This is a genomic window from uncultured Sphingomonas sp., from assembly GCF_937859915.1.
Taxonomy (GTDB): domain Bacteria; phylum Pseudomonadota; class Alphaproteobacteria; order Sphingomonadales; family Sphingomonadaceae; genus Solisphingomonas.
This window is the reverse complement of record NZ_CALMAW010000036.1, coordinates 39225-55769: the sequence shown is the minus strand read 5'-3', so window position 1 is coordinate 55769 and position 16545 is coordinate 39225. Positions and strand designations below refer to the sequence as shown.

The window sequence follows — 16545 nt, the reverse complement described above, 5'->3', positions numbered from 1 at the left end:
GCGCCCGCCTGCGGCGGACCACGGCGCTGGGGAGCCGGTCCGCGCGCGGGCGGGCCGCCGGCCGGTACGATGCTCACGTCGCCATTCTCGTCCTGGCCCGCAGACTTCCGGATCGCGACGGAGAAGCGCTGCGCGGCATTGGGATCGATCTCGAACAGGGTCTCGTCCTGCGCGATGCGGATCGCGCCAATCTCCTGCTTGGTGATATGGCCGCGGCGGCAGATCAGCGGTAGCAGCCAGCGCGGATCGGCATTCTGTGCGCGACCGATGTCCATGCGGAACCAGACGCCGCCGTCGCCCTCGCGCGCGCCGCCCTGGCGGTCGTCGCGCCGCGGCGGGCCGTCATTGCTCTGCTCGACCATCGATTCGGGCGCGGGCAGGCGGGCGCGGTGCGCGTGGACGAGTGCCGCCGCGATATCCTCGGGGGTGCGCTCGGCGATCAGCCGCGCCGCGAGCACGCGATCCTCGTCCTCGACCTCGATCGGCATCAGCAGCGTCTCGAGCAGGCGCTCGCGATCCGCCTTCATCACGTCGTCGACGGTCGGCGCGTTCATCCACTTGGCATCGATCTTGGCGCCTTTGAGCATCATGTCGACGCGGCGGCGGCGCTGATAGGGGACGATCAGCGCGGCGATGCCCTTGCGACCCGCGCGGCCGGTGCGGCCGGAGCGGTGCTGGAGGGCCTCGGCGTCGCGGGGCAACTCGACATGCACGACGAGGCTGAGCGAGGGGAGGTCGAGGCCGCGCGCGGCGACGTCGGTCGCGACGCAGACCCGCGCACGCTTGTCGCGCAGCGCCTGCAGCGCGTTGTTGCGTTCGGACTGGCTGTGCTCGCCCGACAGCGCCACCGCGGAGAAGCCGCGATCGACGAGGTTGGCGTGCAGGTGCCGCACCGCGTCGCGGGTCGCACAGAACAGGATCGCCGTGTCGGGCTCGTGCAGGCGGAGCAGATTGACCACCGCATTCTCGATGTCGGAGGGGGCAACGGTCACCGCCTGATAGCTGATGTCGCCATGGCCGCGATCCTCGCCCACGGTCGAGATGCGCAACGCGTCCTTCTGGTAGCGCTTGGCGAGCGCCACGATCGGGCGCGGCATCGTCGCGGAGAACAGCATCGTGCGGCGGGCAGCCGGCGAGGCGTCGAGGATCTGCTCGAGATCGTCGCGGAAGCCCATGTCGAGCATCTCGTCGGCCTCGTCGAGCACCGCGACTTTGAGACCCGACAGGTCGAGCGCGCCACGCTCGAGATGATCGCGCAGGCGGCCGGGCGTGCCGACGACGATATGCGCACCATGCGACAGCGCGCGCCGCTCCTTCGAGGCGTCCATGCCGCCGACGCAGGTCGCGACCCAGGCGCGCGCATCCTTGTAGAGCCAGATCAATTCGCGGCTGACCTGAAGCGCGAGCTCGCGCGTCGGCGCGATGATCAGCGCACCCGGCTTTCCGGACGGGCCGGCGTGGCCGTCGGCGTCGAGCAGCTGCTCGGCCATGGCGATACCGAAGGCGACCGTCTTGCCGGAACCGGTCTGTGCGGAGACGATCAGATCGCGTCCCTGCGCGTCGGGCTCGATCACGGCGGCCTGCACGGCGGTGGGTGCGGCGTATCCGCGCGCGACTAGAGCCTCGGCGAGCGAGGCGGGGAGTGTGGAAAAGGGCATCGCGGGCAGATGGCGATTTCTAGGGCAAGTGCAAGCGAAATCGTGATCGCTCCGGCGCTGGAGATCGCTGCGCAGCGGGTCTAGGATAGCGGGAAACCGGTCGAGGACAACGACATGCTGGTGCTGCACACCTGGACGACGCCCAACGGAAAGAAAGTGCCGATCCTGATGGAGGAGCTCGGCCTCGCCTACGAACTCCACTTCGTCGACATCGCCAAGGGCGAGCAGTTCGACCCGAGCTTCCTCGCAATCTCGCCGAACAACAAGATCCCCGCGCTGGTCGATCATGGCGCCGAGGGCGGCCCGCTGTCGATCTTCGAGAGTGGCGCGATCCTCGAATATCTCGCCGACAAGCATGGCGGAGCGTTTTTGGCACCGTCAGGCCATGCACGTTGGAAGACGCTGGAATGGCTATATTGGCAGGTCGGGTCGCTTGGGCCGATGCTGGGCCAACTCGGCTTTTTTGCGGTGCGCTCGACCGACAAGGCGCCGCTCGCGATCGAACGCTTCACCGAGGAGGCGGGCCGGCTGCTCGGCGTGCTCGATCGGCGGCTATGCGAGACACGCTATCTGGCGGGCGACGATTATACGATCGCCGATATCGCCTGCTATCCGTGGATGGTGGGCGCGACGACCCTGATGAAGGACGTGCTTGCCGAGGCGCTGGCTGGCAAAGACGGGATCGTGCGCTGGATGGCCGACCTCGCTGCGCGGCCGGCGGTGCAGCGCGGGATGGCGATCAAGCCGCCCGCGATCGGCTGAACGAAGAACCCGGATCCGTCTTCGCAGGCGAAGCCCAGGGCATCTAGCTAAGGCGCTTCCGAGTCTCGATCGTTCCGTGTCCATGAGGCTCTTGCCGACGCGGACCGGGACGACGGAGATTCGCGTCAAATCTCGAGCTGGCTGCCAAGCTCGACCACGCGGTTGGGCGGGAGCTTGAAGAATTCCATCGCGCTTTCCGCGTTGCGCATCATCCAGGCGAACACCTTTTCCCGCCATAGCGCCATGCCGGGCCGCTCGGAGGCGATCAGCGTCTGGCGGCCGAGGAAGAAGCTCGTCTCCATCAGCTTGAACGGCGGCCCGCATTTATGTGCGGTCGCGAGCGCTGCCGGGATATCGATCTCCTGCATGAATCCATAGCGCAGCACGATGCGGAAGAAGTCGTGGGCGAGCTCGGTGACCTCGACGCAATCCGACTGATCGACGATCGGGCGGCCCATGATCTTGACGGTCAGGATCACGATCCGCTCGTGCAGCACCTTGTTGTGCTTGAGGTTGTGGAGCAGCGCGGGCGGTGCGCCTTCCGGCGAGGCGGATAGGAACACCGCGGTGCCCGACACGCGCTTGACCGACTTCATTGCGGACTGGATGAACAGCTCGAGCGGCATCGCATTCTCGAACAGCCGCTCGCGCATCAGCCGGCGCCCGGTCGACCAGGTCGTCAGCATCGTGAACGCGCAGGCGCCGACCAGCAGCGGGAACCAGCCGCCATCGGGGATTTTGGTGATGTTGGAGGCGAAATAGGCGCCATCGACGATCAGGAACGACCCGATCATCAGGCCCGCCGCCCAGCGGTTCCAGTTCCAGATCGTGAACAACAGCACCGCGAGCATGCACGAGGTGATGAACATCGTGCCGGTGACCGCAATGCCATAGGCCGATGCCAAATTGCCCGAGGAGCGGAAGCCCAGCACCAGCAGCAGCACGAAGCCCAGCAGCAGCCAGTTGACGAGCGGCACATAAATCTGTCCCGCCGCCTTGGCGCTCGTGTGCGTGATCCGGAGACGCGGCAGGAAGCCGAGCTGGATCGCCTGTTGCGTCACCGAGAAGGCGCCCGAAATCACCGCCTGCGAGGCGATCACCGTCGCCATTGTCGCAAGCGCCACGAGCGGAAGCCGCGCCCAGTCTGGCGCCATGCGGAAGAAGGGATTGTCGATCGCCGACGGGTCGTCGAGCAGCAGCGCCGACTGGCCGAGATAGTTGAGCAGCAGGCAGGGAAAGGCGACGTACAGCCAGGCGATGCTGATCGACTTGCGCCCGAAATGGCCCATATCGGCATAAAGCGCTTCGGCGCCGGTCACCGCCAATACCACCGAGCCCAGTGCGAGGAAGGCGAGCATCGGGTCGAGCAGGAAGAAGTTCAGCGCCCAATAGGGATTGACCGCGCCGAGGATCCGCGGATCGCGGATGATACCGAACACGCCCATCACGCCGATCACGACGAAATAGAACAGCATGATCGGCCCGAATACGAGCCCAACCTTGGCAGTACCGCGCGACTGGATCAGGAACAGGCCGATCAGGATCAGCAAGGAGGCGGGGACGATATACGGCGCGAAGCTGGGGCTCACCGTCTCGATGCCCTCGACTGCGGACAACACCGAAATTGCGGGCGTGATGATCGCGTCGCCGTAGAACAAGGCGGTGGCTAGCACGCCGAGCAGCACGATGCCGCGCGTCCACTTCACCTTGTCGCGGTGGCGCACGATCAACGCGAGCAGCGCGAGGCTGCCGCCTTCGCCGTCATTGTCGGCGCGCATGGTGACGAACACATATTTGATCGTGACGACCAGCGTCATCGTCCAGAAGATCAGGCTGAGCACGCCGAAGATGTGCGGCCGGTCGATCAGCAGCGGGTGAGGACCCGCGAAACTCTCTTTCAGCGAATAGAGCGGCGAGGTGCCGATGTCGCCGAATACGACGCCAATCGCGCCGACCGCGAGCGGCAGCAGCTTGCCATGCGTTTCATGCCCGTCCGCATCTGCGGCCGCGGTTCCGGATATCGTCTGGCTCGGGTCCGACATACGATCGTGCATTCTCATGCGCTGGCCGCGAGGCGCGGGCAAGGCGGCGCGCTATGGCGTGTCGCAGCCTTGAAATCCAGCACCAAAACAGCGCCGACCGATGCGGCGTGCCGCAGCGCGTCAACGGCGTCGGCGTCGCATGGACGAAGGATTACCGACGCGCGCCGTTGCTTTTGGCGCGGCGCCTGATAACGCCTGCCGCGGTGCGCACGCATTGGACCATCCCTCTGCTCCGATCGGAGCGCCAGTTCAGCCGCTTCGTGCTGGCCTGCGTGTCGCTTGGATTCCTCGCGCTGATCGGCTCGGCGGCGGCTGCGGGCTGGACCGTCGTGCGGGCACAGGATCATGCACGCTGGGTCGAGCACACCTATGAGGTCGAGCAGCGTGTGTCGACGCTGCGCGTGCTGGTCGAGCGGCTGGAGGCGACGCGGCGCGGCTATCTGCTGTCGCATAGGGCTCTGGCCAAACGGACGTTTCTCGATACAGTAAGGGCGGAGCCGCTGCTGATCGAAAAGATCCGCAGGCTCACCACCGACAATCCGGTGCAGCAGGCGAACCTCACACTGGTCGAGCGACTGGTTGCAGAGCAGTTCCGTCTTCAGTCCGCGTCGATCGTCCTCGCCGATCACGACCCTGCTGCAGCGATCGCCGCCTTCAACCATGATTCGGCACTTGGCCTTACCCGCCAGCTGCGTTGGACGACCGACGCGATGCGAGCCGAGGAGAATCGTCTGCTCGTGCTGCGGATCGCCGCGCAGCGTCAGACGGTGCGTGTGCTATTCGCGATCCTGACGGCGTTCGGTGTGCTTGCGATCGTGGTCGCGCTGCTGTCGATCGCCATCCTGCGACGCTACACGCGCAGCCTCGTCGAGGCCCGTGACGCCGAGCGGGCGCTGGCGGAGGAGTTGGAGGATCGGGTCCGGGCGCGAACCTACGAACTGACCCGCGCCAACGACGAGATCCAGCGTTTCGCCTATATCGTCAGCCATGATCTGCGCTCGCCGCTGGTCAATGTGATGGGCTTCACCGGCGAGCTCGAGGCGGCGACGCGGCCGTTGGCGGCGCTGGTCGATCGCGTCGCGCTCGAAGCGCCGCATCTGAGCGATCCCGATGCGACGACCGCGGCGCGCGAGGATCTGCCGGAGTCGATCCGCTTCATCCGGACCTCGACGCAGAAGATGGACCGGCTGATCAACGCCATCTTGCGGCTCTCGCGTGAGGGGCGCCGGACCTTGCTGCCCGAGGCCGTCGATCTCGCGATGCTGTCCGAGACGATCGTCGCCACGCTGCAGCACCGCCTCGACGCGCTTGGCACGATGGTGACGATCGAGCGGCCGATGCCGGCGCTGGTCGCCGATCGGCTTGCGGTCGAACAGATCCTGTCCAATCTGATCGAAAACGCGGTCAAATACCTTCAGCCGGGGCGGCCGGGCCGGATCATCGTCTCGGCCCGGACCGACCGCGACCGCGTCGTCATCGATATCGCCGACAATGGCCGTGGTATCGATCCGCGCGATCACGATCGTATCTTCGACCTGTTCCGTCGATCGGGCCAGCAGGACCAACCTGGCGAAGGGATCGGTCTCGCGCACGTCCGCGCACTGGCCTATCGGCTGGGCGGCCTGATTGACTGCCGCTCTGCTTTGGGCGAGGGGGCCACCTTCACCCTGTCGATTCCTGCGCAACCCGTTGTTAACCAAGGATGACCCTGTGAACACGCATCAGCCCGTCAACATCGTCATGATCGAGGACGACGAGGGCCATGCCCGCCTGATCGAGAAGAACATCCGGCGCGCCGGCATCTCGAACGACATCCGGCATTTCACCGACGGCACATCGGCGCTCGACTATCTCTACAATTCGCCCGAAGGCCCGGCGCTGAACGGTCCGGCACTGATCCTGCTCGATCTCAACCTTCCCGATATGAGCGGCACCGACATCCTCATCCGGATCAAGGCCGAGGCCAGTCCGTTGCGGCGTACGCCGGTGATCGTGCTGACCACGACCGACGACAAGATCGAGATCCAGCGCTGCTACGATCTCGGCGCGAACGTCTACATCACCAAGCCGGTGGACTATGAGAATTTCGCCACCGCGATCCGTCAGCTTGGGCTGTTCCTGTCGGTGATCCAGGTCCCGGTGATCGAGCCCGACGCCTGATGGCGACCGCGCGCGTCCTATACATCGACGACGATGCCGGTCTGTGCCGGCTGGCGACGCGTGCGCTTCAAAGATTGGGCTATATCGTCGAGACCGCGATGAGTGGGCCGGAAGGTGTCGACAAGGCGACCGCCGCGACGTTCGACCTGATCGCGGTCGATCATTTCATGCCGGGACAGGACGGGCTCGCGACGCTTGCCGAGCTGCGTGCTCTGCCGAACGCGCCACCGGTGGTCTATGTGACGGGTTCGGAGGAGAGCCGGATCGCGGTCGCCGCGCTCAAGGCGGGTGCGGTCGACTATGTCGTGAAATCGATCGGCGAGGATTTCTTCTCGCTGCTCGACAGCGCCTTCACCCAGGCGCTCGCGACGCGCAAACTTGCCGAGGACAAGGCCGCGCTCGACGAGGATCTGCGCCAATCCAATGCGCGGCTCGAGACGCTGCTCAAGGAGGTCAACCACCGCGTCGCCAACTCGCTGCAGCTGGTTTCCGCGTTCGTCCACATGCAGTCGGCGGCCTTGCCCGATCCGATCGCCAAGGCGGCCCTCCAGGACACGCAACGGCGGATCCAGGCAGTGGCGCAGGTTCACCGGCGGCTCTACACCGGTGACGGCGTCGATGCGGTCGCGATGGACGACTATCTGTCGGCGCTGATCGATGAACTGCAGGAAACCTGGTCGACCCCGACCGCGCCGCGCCGGCTGACGCTCGCGAGCGAGCCGATCCGGATGAAGACCGACCGTGCGGTGTCGCTCGGCGTCATCGTCAACGAGCTCGTCTCGAATGCGTGCAAATATGCCTATGCGCCAACCGCTGCGGGCGAGGTCCGCATCGCGTTGGTCCGCGACGGCGAGGATCGCTTCGTCCTGCATGTCGAGGACGATGGCTGCGGGATTGAGGCGGGGGCCCGGCCCAAGGGCACCGGGCTCGGCACCAAGGTCATCCGCGCGATGGCGCAGAGCCTTCAGGCGGAGCTTGTCTACGACCCCGCACACAGCGGCGTGCGAGCGGTGCTCAGCGCAGCGTGCTGAAGGGAAACGCCCTCTTCCCGTTGGCCAAAGGGTCGGGGTAGGGGGAGCGACGCTTCAGCGTCGCATCCCGCCCCGAGGTTGTAGACTCTCCTGAGGGAGAGGGTTTGGCCTATCAGCTCGGCCCACCCGCGCCGCCGCCGCTGAGCATTGGCTTGCCGTGCGGCCGTCCCGTCTCCGCGCTGCGCACCGTCTCGTCGTAGAAAGCGGCAAGGTCGCGGTGGAGCATGTGGAGCGCGTCGGGGTTGAGATAGGCCATGTGGCCAGACGGATAATAGCGGAACTCGACATTCTTCGACTGCGCCGGATCAAGCCCCATATGCTTGAGGTCATATTCGGTGCCGAAGAAGGGCGTCGCCATGTCATAATAGCCGTTGAGCGACAGCAGATGCAGATAGGGGTTGGTGCGCATCGCCGCCGAGATGTCGATCGCGACGTCAGGCGTGGTCTGCGATCCGCGCCCGCCGCTGTTGCCCGGCGCCTTGTGCTGGAAATCCCATTTGAAGCGTCGAGCCCATAGGCCGAGACGCGGTAGGGCATGTCGGTCTTGTAGTGGAGATCGCGCTGCATGTAGTCCTGGAAGCTGGCGATGAACGCGCCGCTGATCGCGGTGTCGGACGCGTCATATTCGGGGCGCTCGCCTGCCGCGTCGGCGTCGATGCCGGTGTAGCGGCTGTCGTAGCGGCCGGTGGTCAGCCGCTGGTCGCGCAGCAACTCCTTCTCGAAGCGGCCGAGATCGACGCGCAGGTTGGCGGCGAGCAGATAGCTGACCGACAATCCGGTGAAGCCGGAAAGCTGCTGCGCGATCCGGTCGCGCGTCGCCGGATCCAGGGCGGAGCCCTGCGCGAGCGCGGCGGAATAGGGGCCCGCGGCGAATTCGCGCGCCTGTTGCACGAAGGTGGCGACGTCGGCGGGCGGGTTGGGCACCTTGTGGTGATACCAGGCGGTCGCCGCATAGCTCGGCAGATAGCTCACATAGACATTGTCGAAGCCCGGCTGGCGGACGCCGTAGTTGAGGATCGACGACAGGATGATCACGCCGTTCAAGGCCATGCCGCGCTCCTGCAGCATGTTGGAGAGCACCCCCGAGCGCGTCGTGCCGTAGCTCTCGCCGAAGATGAACTTGGGGGACTGCCAGCGGGCGTTGCGCGTGACGTAGCGCATGATCGCACGGGCAAAACCGTCGGCATCCTGGTCGACGCCCCAGAAATCCTTGTCCTTCTTGTCGCCGAGCGCGCGCGAATAGCCGGTGCCGATCGCGTCGACGAAGACGAGGTCGGACTTGTCGAGCAGCGTGTCGTGGTTGGCGCCGAACGCATAGGGGGCGGGGCGGATATATTCGGGGTTGGCGGTCTGCACGCGGTCGGGCGCGAAGCTGCCCATGTGGAGCCACAAGGTCGAGGAGCCGGGGCCGCCATTGTAGAAGAAGGTGACCGGGCGGTGGGCATAGTCCTTCACGCCGTCGGCGGTGTAGGCGACGTAGAAGACCGAGGCGATCGGCTTGGCGTCGTCGTCGCGGATCGTGAGCGTGCCGGCGGTCGCGGTATATTTGATCGCACCCGCCTGGGTCTGCGCGACATGGTGCGTCGCGACCGCCTGCTCGTCGACGGGCGGCTTGATCCAGCCGGCCTCGGCTGCGTCCTCCTTTTCCTGCTGGTGCGCCTTGGCGATGTCGGGCTTGTCGCCCTTGGCATCGGTGGGCTTTGGCGAGGCGGCAAGCGCCGGGAAGCTCAGCGTGGCGGCGAGCGCGAGGAGGGGCAAGCGGAAGCGATAGCGCATCGAGGATCCTGTCTGTCGGAGCATGCGTGGACCGCGCCCCCCGGCGCCCGCTCCACCCCGGCAATACAGCGACCAGAGATCGGGAAGGCAAGCGCTTTGTTCAGGCCGCCGACAGGAACGGCGCGGCCACCTCGCTCGGGATACGTACCGGTCGGCCGGTCGCGCGATCCAGGATTGCCCAGGTCGTGCGCGCGCGGACATAGGGCTTGGCGGCGTCGTCGCCGACGAACTCGACGATCCGGTCGAATCGCGCGCCGACCGGGCTGCCCTCGACCCAGGTGCGTGCGGTGACCCTGCCGCCCGGGCCCAGCCCGCGGCGATAGTCGATCTCGTGGCGCATCACGACCCACACATAGGTGGCGACATGCGCGGGGTGTGCGCCGGCATACCAATGCGCGACCGCCGCCTCCTGGATCCACCGCACCCAGACGGCATTGTTGACATGGCCAAGTTCGTCGATGTCGCCAGGCGTCGCCTCGAAGCTGGTTTCGAAGACGGGGCGGGAGATCATGCTCTGAACCTATCGGCATCCCAAAACCCGTTCGCACTCAGGACGAACGGGGTTGGAAGTATGGGCGGGTGGCTCACGTCCCGAGCGCCTCGATCATGAACGCATAGGCCTCGGCTTTCTCGGTGATCGCCTCGTAGCGACCCGACTTGCCGCCGTGCCCGGCCCCCATATTGATCTTGAGCAGCAACGGGTTGGCGTCGGTCTTGACGCTGCGCAGCCGCGCCGCCCATTTCGCAGGCTCCCAATAGGTGACGCGCGGATCGTTGAGGCCGCCCGTGATCAGCATCGGCGGATAATTTTGCGCCGCGACATTATCATAGGGCGAATAGCTGGCGATGAGGTCGAAGGCGGCCGGGTCGGTGATCGGATTGCCCCATTCGGGCCATTCGCCGGGGGTGAGCGGCAGGCTCTCGTCCTGCATCGTGTTGAGCACGTCGACGAACGGCACGTCGGCGACGATCGCGCCCCACAGCTCGGGATCGGTATTGGCGACGACGCCCATCAGCTCGCCGCCCGCCGAGCCGCCCTGGATCGCGATCCGTCCGGGAGAGGCGAAGCCCGCCTCGACGAGCCCCTTCGCGGCATCCGAAAAGTCGTGGAAGGTGTTCCAGCGCGCCTCGGCCTTGCCGTCGAGATACCAGCCGTAACCGAGATCGTCGCCGCCGCGGATATGCGCGATCGCGCACGCCCAGCCGCGATCGAGCAGGCTGAGGCGATCGGCGGAAAAGCCCGGCGGGAAGGCGAAGCCATAGGCGCCATAGGCATAGAGATAGAGTGGGGCGCGAGCGGTCTTCTCGAACCCTTTGCGATACACGATCGAGACCGGCACGTTCTTGCCGTCGCGCGTGGGGATCATCAGCCGTTCGGTCGCGTAGAGCGCGGCGTCGTAGCCCGAGGGCACCTCGCGCACCTTGCGGACGGCCAGCGTCTTTGCGTCGGGATCATAATCGTAGACGGTGCCCGGGGTGACCATCGAAGCATAGCCGATGCGATAGTCGGGCGTGTCGAATTCCGGATTGGTGCCGAGCCCCGCTGTATAGCTCGCCTCGGGGAAGGCGACGCGATGCCCGTCGCCATCATAGGTCCGCAGCCGGACCTGATCGAGCCCGTCGACGCGCTCCTCGACGACGAGATGCCGCGCGAAGCTGGTGACGCCGCGCAGATAGACGCTGTCGGATCCCGCGATCACCGTCGTCCAGTCCCCGGGCGCCGCCGGATCTGCCGAGGCAAGGCGGAAATTGACGTGGTCGTCGTTGGTCAGGATCCACAATTTTTCGTGCGCGGAATCGATGCTGTATTGGCGCTTCGCCTGGCGGGGCGAGACCAGCAGCGGCTCGGCGGTGAGATCGTCGGCGGGCAGCAGGCGCAGCTCGCTGGTCTCATGATCGTTGGTGCCGACGATGATCCACCGGCGGTCGTGGGTGCGGCCGAGATGGACGTTGAAGCCGATGTCGGCGGTCTCTTCGTACAGCGTCGGATCGCCCGCCGCATCGCTGCCGAGCGTGTGTGCCCGCGCGCGGAACGTCCGCCAATTGTCGTTGACTTCGGTATAGGCGACGATGTCCGAACCCGTGCCCCACACCACGCCGCCGTTGACGATTTCGCTCACCGTCTCGATGTCGCCGGCCGTCGCCAGGTCGCGGATGCGTAGCGTGAAACGCTCGGCGCCGCTGGCGTCCGCGGTCCACGCCAGCAGCCGGCCGTCAGGGCTGACCGACAGCGCCCCGAGCCGGAAATAGTCGTGGCCTTCGGCCTCGCTGACCTCGTCCAGCAGCACTTCGTCTCCGCCCGATCCGTCGGCGCGGCGGCGCCACCAGCAGCGGTATTGCGCCCCGGTCTGGAACGCCCACCAATAGAGCCATTCGCCGTCCTTGCGCGGCACGGAGGAATCGTCCTCCTTCATCCGCCCCTTCATCTCGGCGAACAGCGTGTCAACCAAGGGCCGGACCGGCGCCATCGCCGCCTCGAAATAGGCGTTCTCCTCCTTGAGGTAGGAGAGCACGGCCTCGTCGGTGACCTGAGGGTAGCCGGCGTCCTTGAGCCACGCATAGTCGTCGGTGACGGTGCGGCCGTGGCGCTCGTAGCTGTGGGAGATTTGGTTCGCCCGCGGCGGCGCGGGAAGTCGGGCAGGATCGATCATGCGGCGTCTTGTGGGGTCGCCCCGCCGCATGTGCAAGCGGCCATCCGACGACCTGAGGGACCCTGCGCGACCTATGATCGTTCGGCGGCGACAGACTGGAGAATAAGCAGATGGCGGATGACGAGCAGAAGCAGCCGGATCTCGAGACGCGCATCCTGCCGATCGAGGAGGCGGTGACCGAGGGGCGGCTCGCAGTGAACCTGATCCTCAAGCTCATCGCCCAGCTCCATGCCATCGGCAAGCTCGACGACGACGAGTTTCTCAAGACCGCCACGACGATCGTCGTCGAGCTGCAGTCGGACCAGGACCGCTTCCGCGCCTGGACCTTCCTCGAACAGGTCGTGCCGAACTTCGAGCGGCCGGACGGCGAGGGCAAGCGTCAAGCCGAGTGAGGCTTTGCCGTTAAGCGGAAGGCGCGTATCGTAGCCGCATGTCGACCTATCAAGACCGCCTCGCCGCGCTTCGCGACGAACTCGCCCGCCGCCGTCTCGACGGCTTCGTCGTCCCGCTCACCGACGAGCATATGAGCGAATATGTCGGTGCCTATGCGCAGCGGCTCGCTTGGCTGACCGGATTCGAGGGCTCGGCCGGTGCCGCCGTGGTCCTGTCCGAGGCGGCCGCGATTTTCGTCGATGGCCGCTATACGCTGCAGGTCCGCGAACAGGTGTCGGCTGACGCGTGGAGCTACCAGTCGGTCCCCGACACGTCGATCGCGGACTGGCTCAAGGCACATGCGCCGCGCGGCGGTCGGATCGGCTACGACCCCTGGCTGCATACCAAGCGCTGGGTGACCGCCGCGGCCAAGGCGCTGGCGACGCGCGGAGCTGAATTGGTCGCGGTCGAGACCAACCCGATCGATGCGGTCTGGCCCGATCAACCCGCGCCGTCCGACGCGCGGCTGATCGTCCAGCCGGACACGCTCGCCGGGGTCTCGGCGGCGACCAAACGCCAGGAAATCGCCGATATGCTGACCCGCGACGGCGTCGACGTCGTGGTCCTGTCGGCGCTCGATTCGATCGCATGGGCCTTCAACGTCCGCGGGCAGGACGTCAGCCGCACGCCCGTCGCGCTCGCTTATGCGCTGGTTCGCGCCGACGCGACCGCCGATCTGTTCGTCGATCCGGGCAAGATCGACGAGGCCGTGGCCGCGCATCTCGGCAATGCGGTGCGGGTCCAGCCGCGCGAGGCCTTTGCCGGCGCGCTCGCCGGGCTCGGCGGCCAGACGGTGACGGTCGATCCCGATCGTGCGGTGGCGGCGATCTTCGAGCAGCTCGCCGAAGGGGGGGCCCATATCGTCGAGGCGCGCGACCCGGTCGTGCTGCCCAAGGCGATCAAGAATCACGCCGAGATCGCAGGCACGACAGCCGCGCACGTCCGGGACGGCGCCGCGGCCACACGCTTCCTACATTGGGTCGACACCGTCGCCGCTAGCGGCGGGCAGGATGAACTCACCGCGGCCGCGCGGCTCGAGGCGTTCCGCGCCGAAACGGGTGCGCTCAGGGATCTGTCGTTCGACACGATCTCCGGGGCGGGGCCCAACGGTGCGGTCGTTCATTACCGCGTTTCGGAGGCGACCGTGCGGCCGATCGAGCCCGGCACGCTCTATCTCGTCGATTCGGGCGGCCAATATGCCGACGGTACGACCGATATCACGCGGACCCTCCCGATCGGAGAACCGACCGCCGAGATGAAGGACCGCTTCACGCGCGTGCTCAAGGGCCATATCGCCCTGGCCCGCGCGGTGTTCCCGGTGGGTACGCGCGGTGGCCAGCTGGACACGCTGGCGCGGCAATATCTTTGGGCGGTCGGGCTCGATTACGCACATGGCACCGGCCACGGCGTCGGCTCCTATCTCGGCGTGCATGAGGGGCCGCAGCGCATCGCCTCGCCGTCGGGTGGGCAATCGGGCGGCGACGAGCCGTTGGCCGCGGGCATGATCTTGTCCAACGAACCTGGCTACTACAAGACCGGCGCCTATGGCATCCGGATCGAGAATCTGGTGCTGGTCGTGCCGCGCGAGGTCCAGGGTGCCGAGAAGCCGCTGCTGGGCTTCCACACGCTGACCTTGGCGCCGATCGATCGCCGGCTCGTCGACCTGTCGCTGATCAGCGCTGACGAACGCGATTGGCTCGACGCCTACCACGCGCGTGTCGCCGCGGAGATCGGGCCGCTGGTCCCCGCCGACGTCCGTGACTGGTTGGCCTCGGCGACGGCACCACTCGGCTGACGCGGCGCAGTCCGGCGCTAGGCGGGCTCGTCCGTTGCCGCGGCCGCGGCCGGCGCGACGGGGTCTCGCGCCTGCGCCTTGCGGCGGCGCAGGTTCTCACGAAGGGCTTCGACAAGCCGTTTTGCGCGATCGGTTTTGGCATCCATCCGCGAAGCCTAGGCAAATGCAGCATGGCTCCGCAAGCTGCCTTGACGGCACCGCCTGCATTCTCCATAGGCGCCACTCGCTTCCGCCAGCCGGACGCGACGCGGGCCGTGCTGCCGTAGCTCAGTGGTAGAGCGCATCCTTGGTAAGGCTGAGGTCGGGAGTTCAATCCTCCCCGGCAGCACCACCGGCCCGCAGAAGAAACGGTGTCCATGCCGGCGGTCATTGGCCGGCAGGGTCCCGAACAGACAGCGACCGCTGCGATTCACTTGACCCATCCGACGTCGGCGATCCTCGATGCGAGACTTCGCCTGTGTGCCGGACGTCGATACCTCCCGCGATCCGGCGGAGGGCGGTTGCGCTTCCGCGACGGGCGAAAGATTTACCGGCGCGCGCTGGGGTGCAGGGAGCATATCAAGGCGCGCCGGGAGCTTTCGCTCGCGGGGTTGACGGCAAAGTCGGCCAAGACTTTACCAACATAAGCGTTGTGCAGGCCGCTGCTGAGCCGGCGCGCGAGTCATAGCCCTTGCGCGGCTGCCGATCGGGTCGGATGCGATCCGCGTTGACGGGCAAGCCGCGGAAAACTAGGCCATCGCCGATTGGCTCCATAGCTCAGCTGGACAGAGCAGCGGTTTCCTAAACCGAAGGTCGCAGGTTCGAGTCCTGCTGGGGCCACCATCCACGCACGTCGAGGTCCTGTTCAAGCGTCGACGCCATAGCCTCGTCCTCGCTCGCTTCTGCCTCGATCGGCGCTCGCCGCTTCCCGGATCACCCATGCATGACGGTCCCGCCATGGCATGCGGTACCGGCGCGACATGTGCGTCCAAGCGGCGATCGGATCGCGGTCGCGGCGCGTGCCGCCGCGTGTCGTCGCGCGAGGGATGCCTCATGCCCCTCAGCCTAGGTTCATTGATGAACGGGCAACGCGTCGTGCGAACAGCATAGGAGAATGAGGATGCGTAAGGTGCTTTTGGCAATCGCTCTCACCGCCACCGGGCTGAGCCTTAGCGGATGCTGGCACGGCCATGACCGAAGCTGGGGCGACCACAATCCTGGTCGCGGTGGCGATCATGGTCACGGCAACGATCACAATCAAAGCGGCGCGCATTGCCAAGGCAGCAGCCCGCGATCGCAGGTTTGGGCTGCTGCACTTTGCGGAATACTGCGTGTTCGGGCGCCGCACCTGTGCCGATTGCAGCCGCCTGCGTATCCGCGGCGGTCCATCGCTACATTTCGATCGTCGGCAGACCAAGGCGCAAGGTGGCGCGCTGCTCGGCAGCGCCTATCACCGACGGCGCTAGGAGTGGAAAGGGCGGGCACTCCGGGCCGTTGGCCGCGCGTTGCACCGTTGGTGGGACCGCGCCAACTTCGTGGCTAGCCGGCGGCGCCCGGCGAACCCGCCATCAGCTCAAACGTGCGCAAGCGCTAGCTCGGCCAGCCCGGCTACGGCAACCCACAGTCCTAGATTAGCCGTGGCGATCGCCGCGATCGACGTGCGGTAGCTCAGCTTTTTCATATCGTGCAAAGCAGCCTCTCCATTTTCCAGCATAGTGGTCGGATAGTTAATGTCACGCAAGCGTAATCAAACGCCCCATTCGGTCGTGCGAATGTTGCATTGCAACATGCAGGATGCGGTTTAGCTGCTGTTTGAGCTAGATACCGGGGCCGACATCGAAGTTTAGCGCGCGAAACCTGCTGGGTTGACGGCGCTGTCATCCCAGCACGCCGGAACTGGCGCATTCACCTTCGTCGTTCGCGCTGCGTTGCAAAAACGGATGGCGATTTAATTACTAATGATCGAGTGGCGTGATCGGCCCAACCGGCGTCGGGAGGACCTTGAGACGATGAAAAAGGTCGTGGCGCGCCGAAACCGGCTAGAAGTGCCGCATAGCTGTTTGGCAACGCCGCAGTCGCCAAAGTGACCATTTGGCCTGCCGAGCGGACATGTGAGTGTCGGGCCAACGCTGAGCTGATAGCGGAACAGGCCCGCTTTTCGTGCAATCCGTTCGACCGCGTTCACCCGCATGATCTGCAATGTTGGCACTACGGCGGGTGCGAGTTGGCGCACCCGATCTCGGCGCAGCTTGGCCATGG

At 66.2% G+C, this 16545-nt stretch carries 13 protein-coding genes, 2 tRNA genes and 1 pseudogene; 9 read left to right on the top strand and 7 right to left on the bottom strand.

The features are described 5' to 3' along the window. The coding region (locus Q0326_RS05710) for a DEAD/DEAH box helicase (protein ID WP_298688041.1) at positions 1-1658 on the bottom strand (1658 nt) is incomplete at its 3' end. Between the two features lie 114 nt (positions 1659-1772). On the opposite strand from Q0326_RS05710, the gene Q0326_RS05705 reads away from it, so the two are divergent. Further along, the gene (locus Q0326_RS05705; protein ID WP_298688039.1) at positions 1773-2420 is read left to right on the top strand and encodes a glutathione S-transferase N-terminal domain-containing protein; all 648 of its coding nucleotides are present in this window, start codon (positions 1773-1775) and stop codon (positions 2418-2420) included. Between the two features lie 125 nt (positions 2421-2545). On the opposite strand, the gene Q0326_RS05700 is transcribed toward Q0326_RS05705, so the two are convergent. Beyond that, positions 2546-4462 (bottom strand): potassium transporter Kup, encoded by a 1917-nt coding sequence (locus tag Q0326_RS05700; protein ID WP_298688037.1) that lies wholly within the window; start codon positions 4460-4462, stop codon positions 2546-2548. A gap of 203 nt (positions 4463-4665) precedes the next feature. On the opposite strand from Q0326_RS05700, the gene Q0326_RS05695 reads away from it, so the two are divergent. The 3 genes from Q0326_RS05695 to Q0326_RS05685 are packed head-to-tail and all read left to right on the top strand — an operon-like array spanning position 4666 to position 7653. Next, positions 4666-6168 (top strand): ATP-binding protein, encoded by a 1503-nt coding sequence (locus tag Q0326_RS05695; RefSeq protein WP_298688036.1) that lies wholly within the window; start codon positions 4666-4668, stop codon positions 6166-6168. 4 nt (positions 6169-6172) lie between these two features. Next, positions 6173-6622, top strand: coding sequence for a response regulator (locus tag Q0326_RS05690; RefSeq protein WP_298688034.1), 450 nt, complete (start codon positions 6173-6175; stop codon positions 6620-6622). Continuing rightward, positions 6622-7653, top strand: a complete 1032-nt coding sequence (locus Q0326_RS05685; protein ID WP_298688031.1) for a response regulator — start codon at positions 6622-6624, stop codon at positions 7651-7653. Before Q0326_RS05690 ends, Q0326_RS05685 begins: the two co-directional genes overlap by 1 nt. 112 nt (positions 7654-7765) lie before the next feature. Here the strand turns inward: Q0326_RS05685 and Q0326_RS05680 are convergent. The 3 genes and pseudogenes from Q0326_RS05680 to Q0326_RS05670 form a co-directional block, all read right to left on the bottom strand. After that, positions 7766-9429 (bottom strand): annotated as a pseudogene (locus tag Q0326_RS05680) (peptidase S10). A 100-nt stretch (positions 9430-9529) separates the two neighbouring features. Continuing rightward, positions 9530-9940, bottom strand: coding sequence for a thioesterase family protein (locus tag Q0326_RS05675; protein WP_298688029.1), 411 nt, complete (start codon positions 9938-9940; stop codon positions 9530-9532). Between the two features lie 73 nt (positions 9941-10013). After that, entirely contained in the window at positions 10014-12080 is a 2067-nt protein-coding gene (locus tag Q0326_RS05670; RefSeq protein ID WP_298688027.1) for a S9 family peptidase, read from the bottom strand. Positions 12081-12190: 110 nt separating this feature from the next. Here Q0326_RS05670 and Q0326_RS05665 point away from each other — a divergent pair, with 110 nt between their 5' ends. Together Q0326_RS05665 and Q0326_RS05660 are read left to right on the top strand one after the other, a co-directional pair. Next, entirely contained in the window at positions 12191-12472 is a 282-nt protein-coding gene (locus tag Q0326_RS05665) for a hypothetical protein (protein WP_298688025.1), read from the top strand. A gap of 38 nt (positions 12473-12510) precedes the next feature. Further along, the gene (locus tag Q0326_RS05660) at positions 12511-14307 is read left to right on the top strand and encodes an aminopeptidase P family protein (RefSeq protein ID WP_298688024.1); all 1797 of its coding nucleotides are present in this window, start codon (positions 12511-12513) and stop codon (positions 14305-14307) included. Positions 14308-14324: 17 nt separating this feature from the next. Here Q0326_RS05660 and Q0326_RS05655 read toward each other — a convergent pair whose 3' ends face one another. After that, positions 14325-14453 carry a hypothetical protein gene (locus tag Q0326_RS05655; protein WP_298688022.1) on the bottom strand — a complete coding sequence of 43 codons (129 nt, stop codon included), beginning with the start codon at positions 14451-14453 and terminating at the stop codon, positions 14325-14327. A gap of 110 nt (positions 14454-14563) precedes the next feature. On the opposite strand from Q0326_RS05655, the gene Q0326_RS05650 reads away from it, so the two are divergent. From Q0326_RS05650 to Q0326_RS05640, 3 genes are all read left to right on the top strand, one after another. Then, positions 14564-14638 (top strand) — tRNA-Thr (locus Q0326_RS05650). Between the two features lie 414 nt (positions 14639-15052). Next, positions 15053-15129: transfer RNA gene (locus tag Q0326_RS05645), tRNA-Arg, on the top strand. 347 nt (positions 15130-15476) lie between these two features. Further along, positions 15477-15752: a hypothetical protein gene (locus Q0326_RS05640; RefSeq protein WP_298688020.1), complete on the top strand. Its 276-nt coding sequence runs from the start codon at positions 15477-15479 to the stop codon at positions 15750-15752. Positions 15753-15859: 107 nt separating this feature from the next. Here the strand turns inward: Q0326_RS05640 and Q0326_RS05635 are convergent, their stop codons facing one another. Next, the gene (locus tag Q0326_RS05635) at positions 15860-16027 is read right to left on the bottom strand and encodes a hypothetical protein (protein ID WP_298688018.1); all 168 of its coding nucleotides are present in this window, start codon (positions 16025-16027) and stop codon (positions 15860-15862) included. Positions 16028-16545 lie beyond the last annotated feature (518 nt).

Excerpts from the sequence above, each read along its gene's own strand:
- Q0326_RS05685 (WP_298688031.1), top strand. The coding sequence starts at position 6,622 with ATGGCGACCGCGCGCGTCCTATACATCGACGACGATGCCGGTCTGTGC.
- Q0326_RS05670 (WP_298688027.1), bottom strand. The coding sequence starts at position 12,080 with ATGATCGATCCTGCCCGACTTCCCGCGCCGCCGCGGGCGAACCAAATC.
- Q0326_RS05640 (WP_298688020.1), top strand. The coding sequence starts at position 15,477 with ATGACCGAAGCTGGGGCGACCACAATCCTGGTCGCGGTGGCGATCATG.
- Q0326_RS05700 (WP_298688037.1), bottom strand. The coding sequence starts at position 4,462 with ATGTCGGACCCGAGCCAGACGATATCCGGAACCGCGGCCGCAGATGCG.
- Q0326_RS05675 (WP_298688029.1), bottom strand. The coding sequence starts at position 9,940 with ATGATCTCCCGCCCCGTCTTCGAAACCAGCTTCGAGGCGACGCCTGGC.
- Q0326_RS05655 (WP_298688022.1), bottom strand. The coding sequence starts at position 14,453 with ATGGATGCCAAAACCGATCGCGCAAAACGGCTTGTCGAAGCCCTTCGT.
- Q0326_RS05660 (WP_298688024.1), top strand. The coding sequence starts at position 12,511 with ATGTCGACCTATCAAGACCGCCTCGCCGCGCTTCGCGACGAACTCGCC.
- Q0326_RS05705 (WP_298688039.1), top strand. The coding sequence starts at position 1,773 with ATGCTGGTGCTGCACACCTGGACGACGCCCAACGGAAAGAAAGTGCCG.
- Q0326_RS05665 (WP_298688025.1), top strand. The coding sequence starts at position 12,191 with ATGGCGGATGACGAGCAGAAGCAGCCGGATCTCGAGACGCGCATCCTG.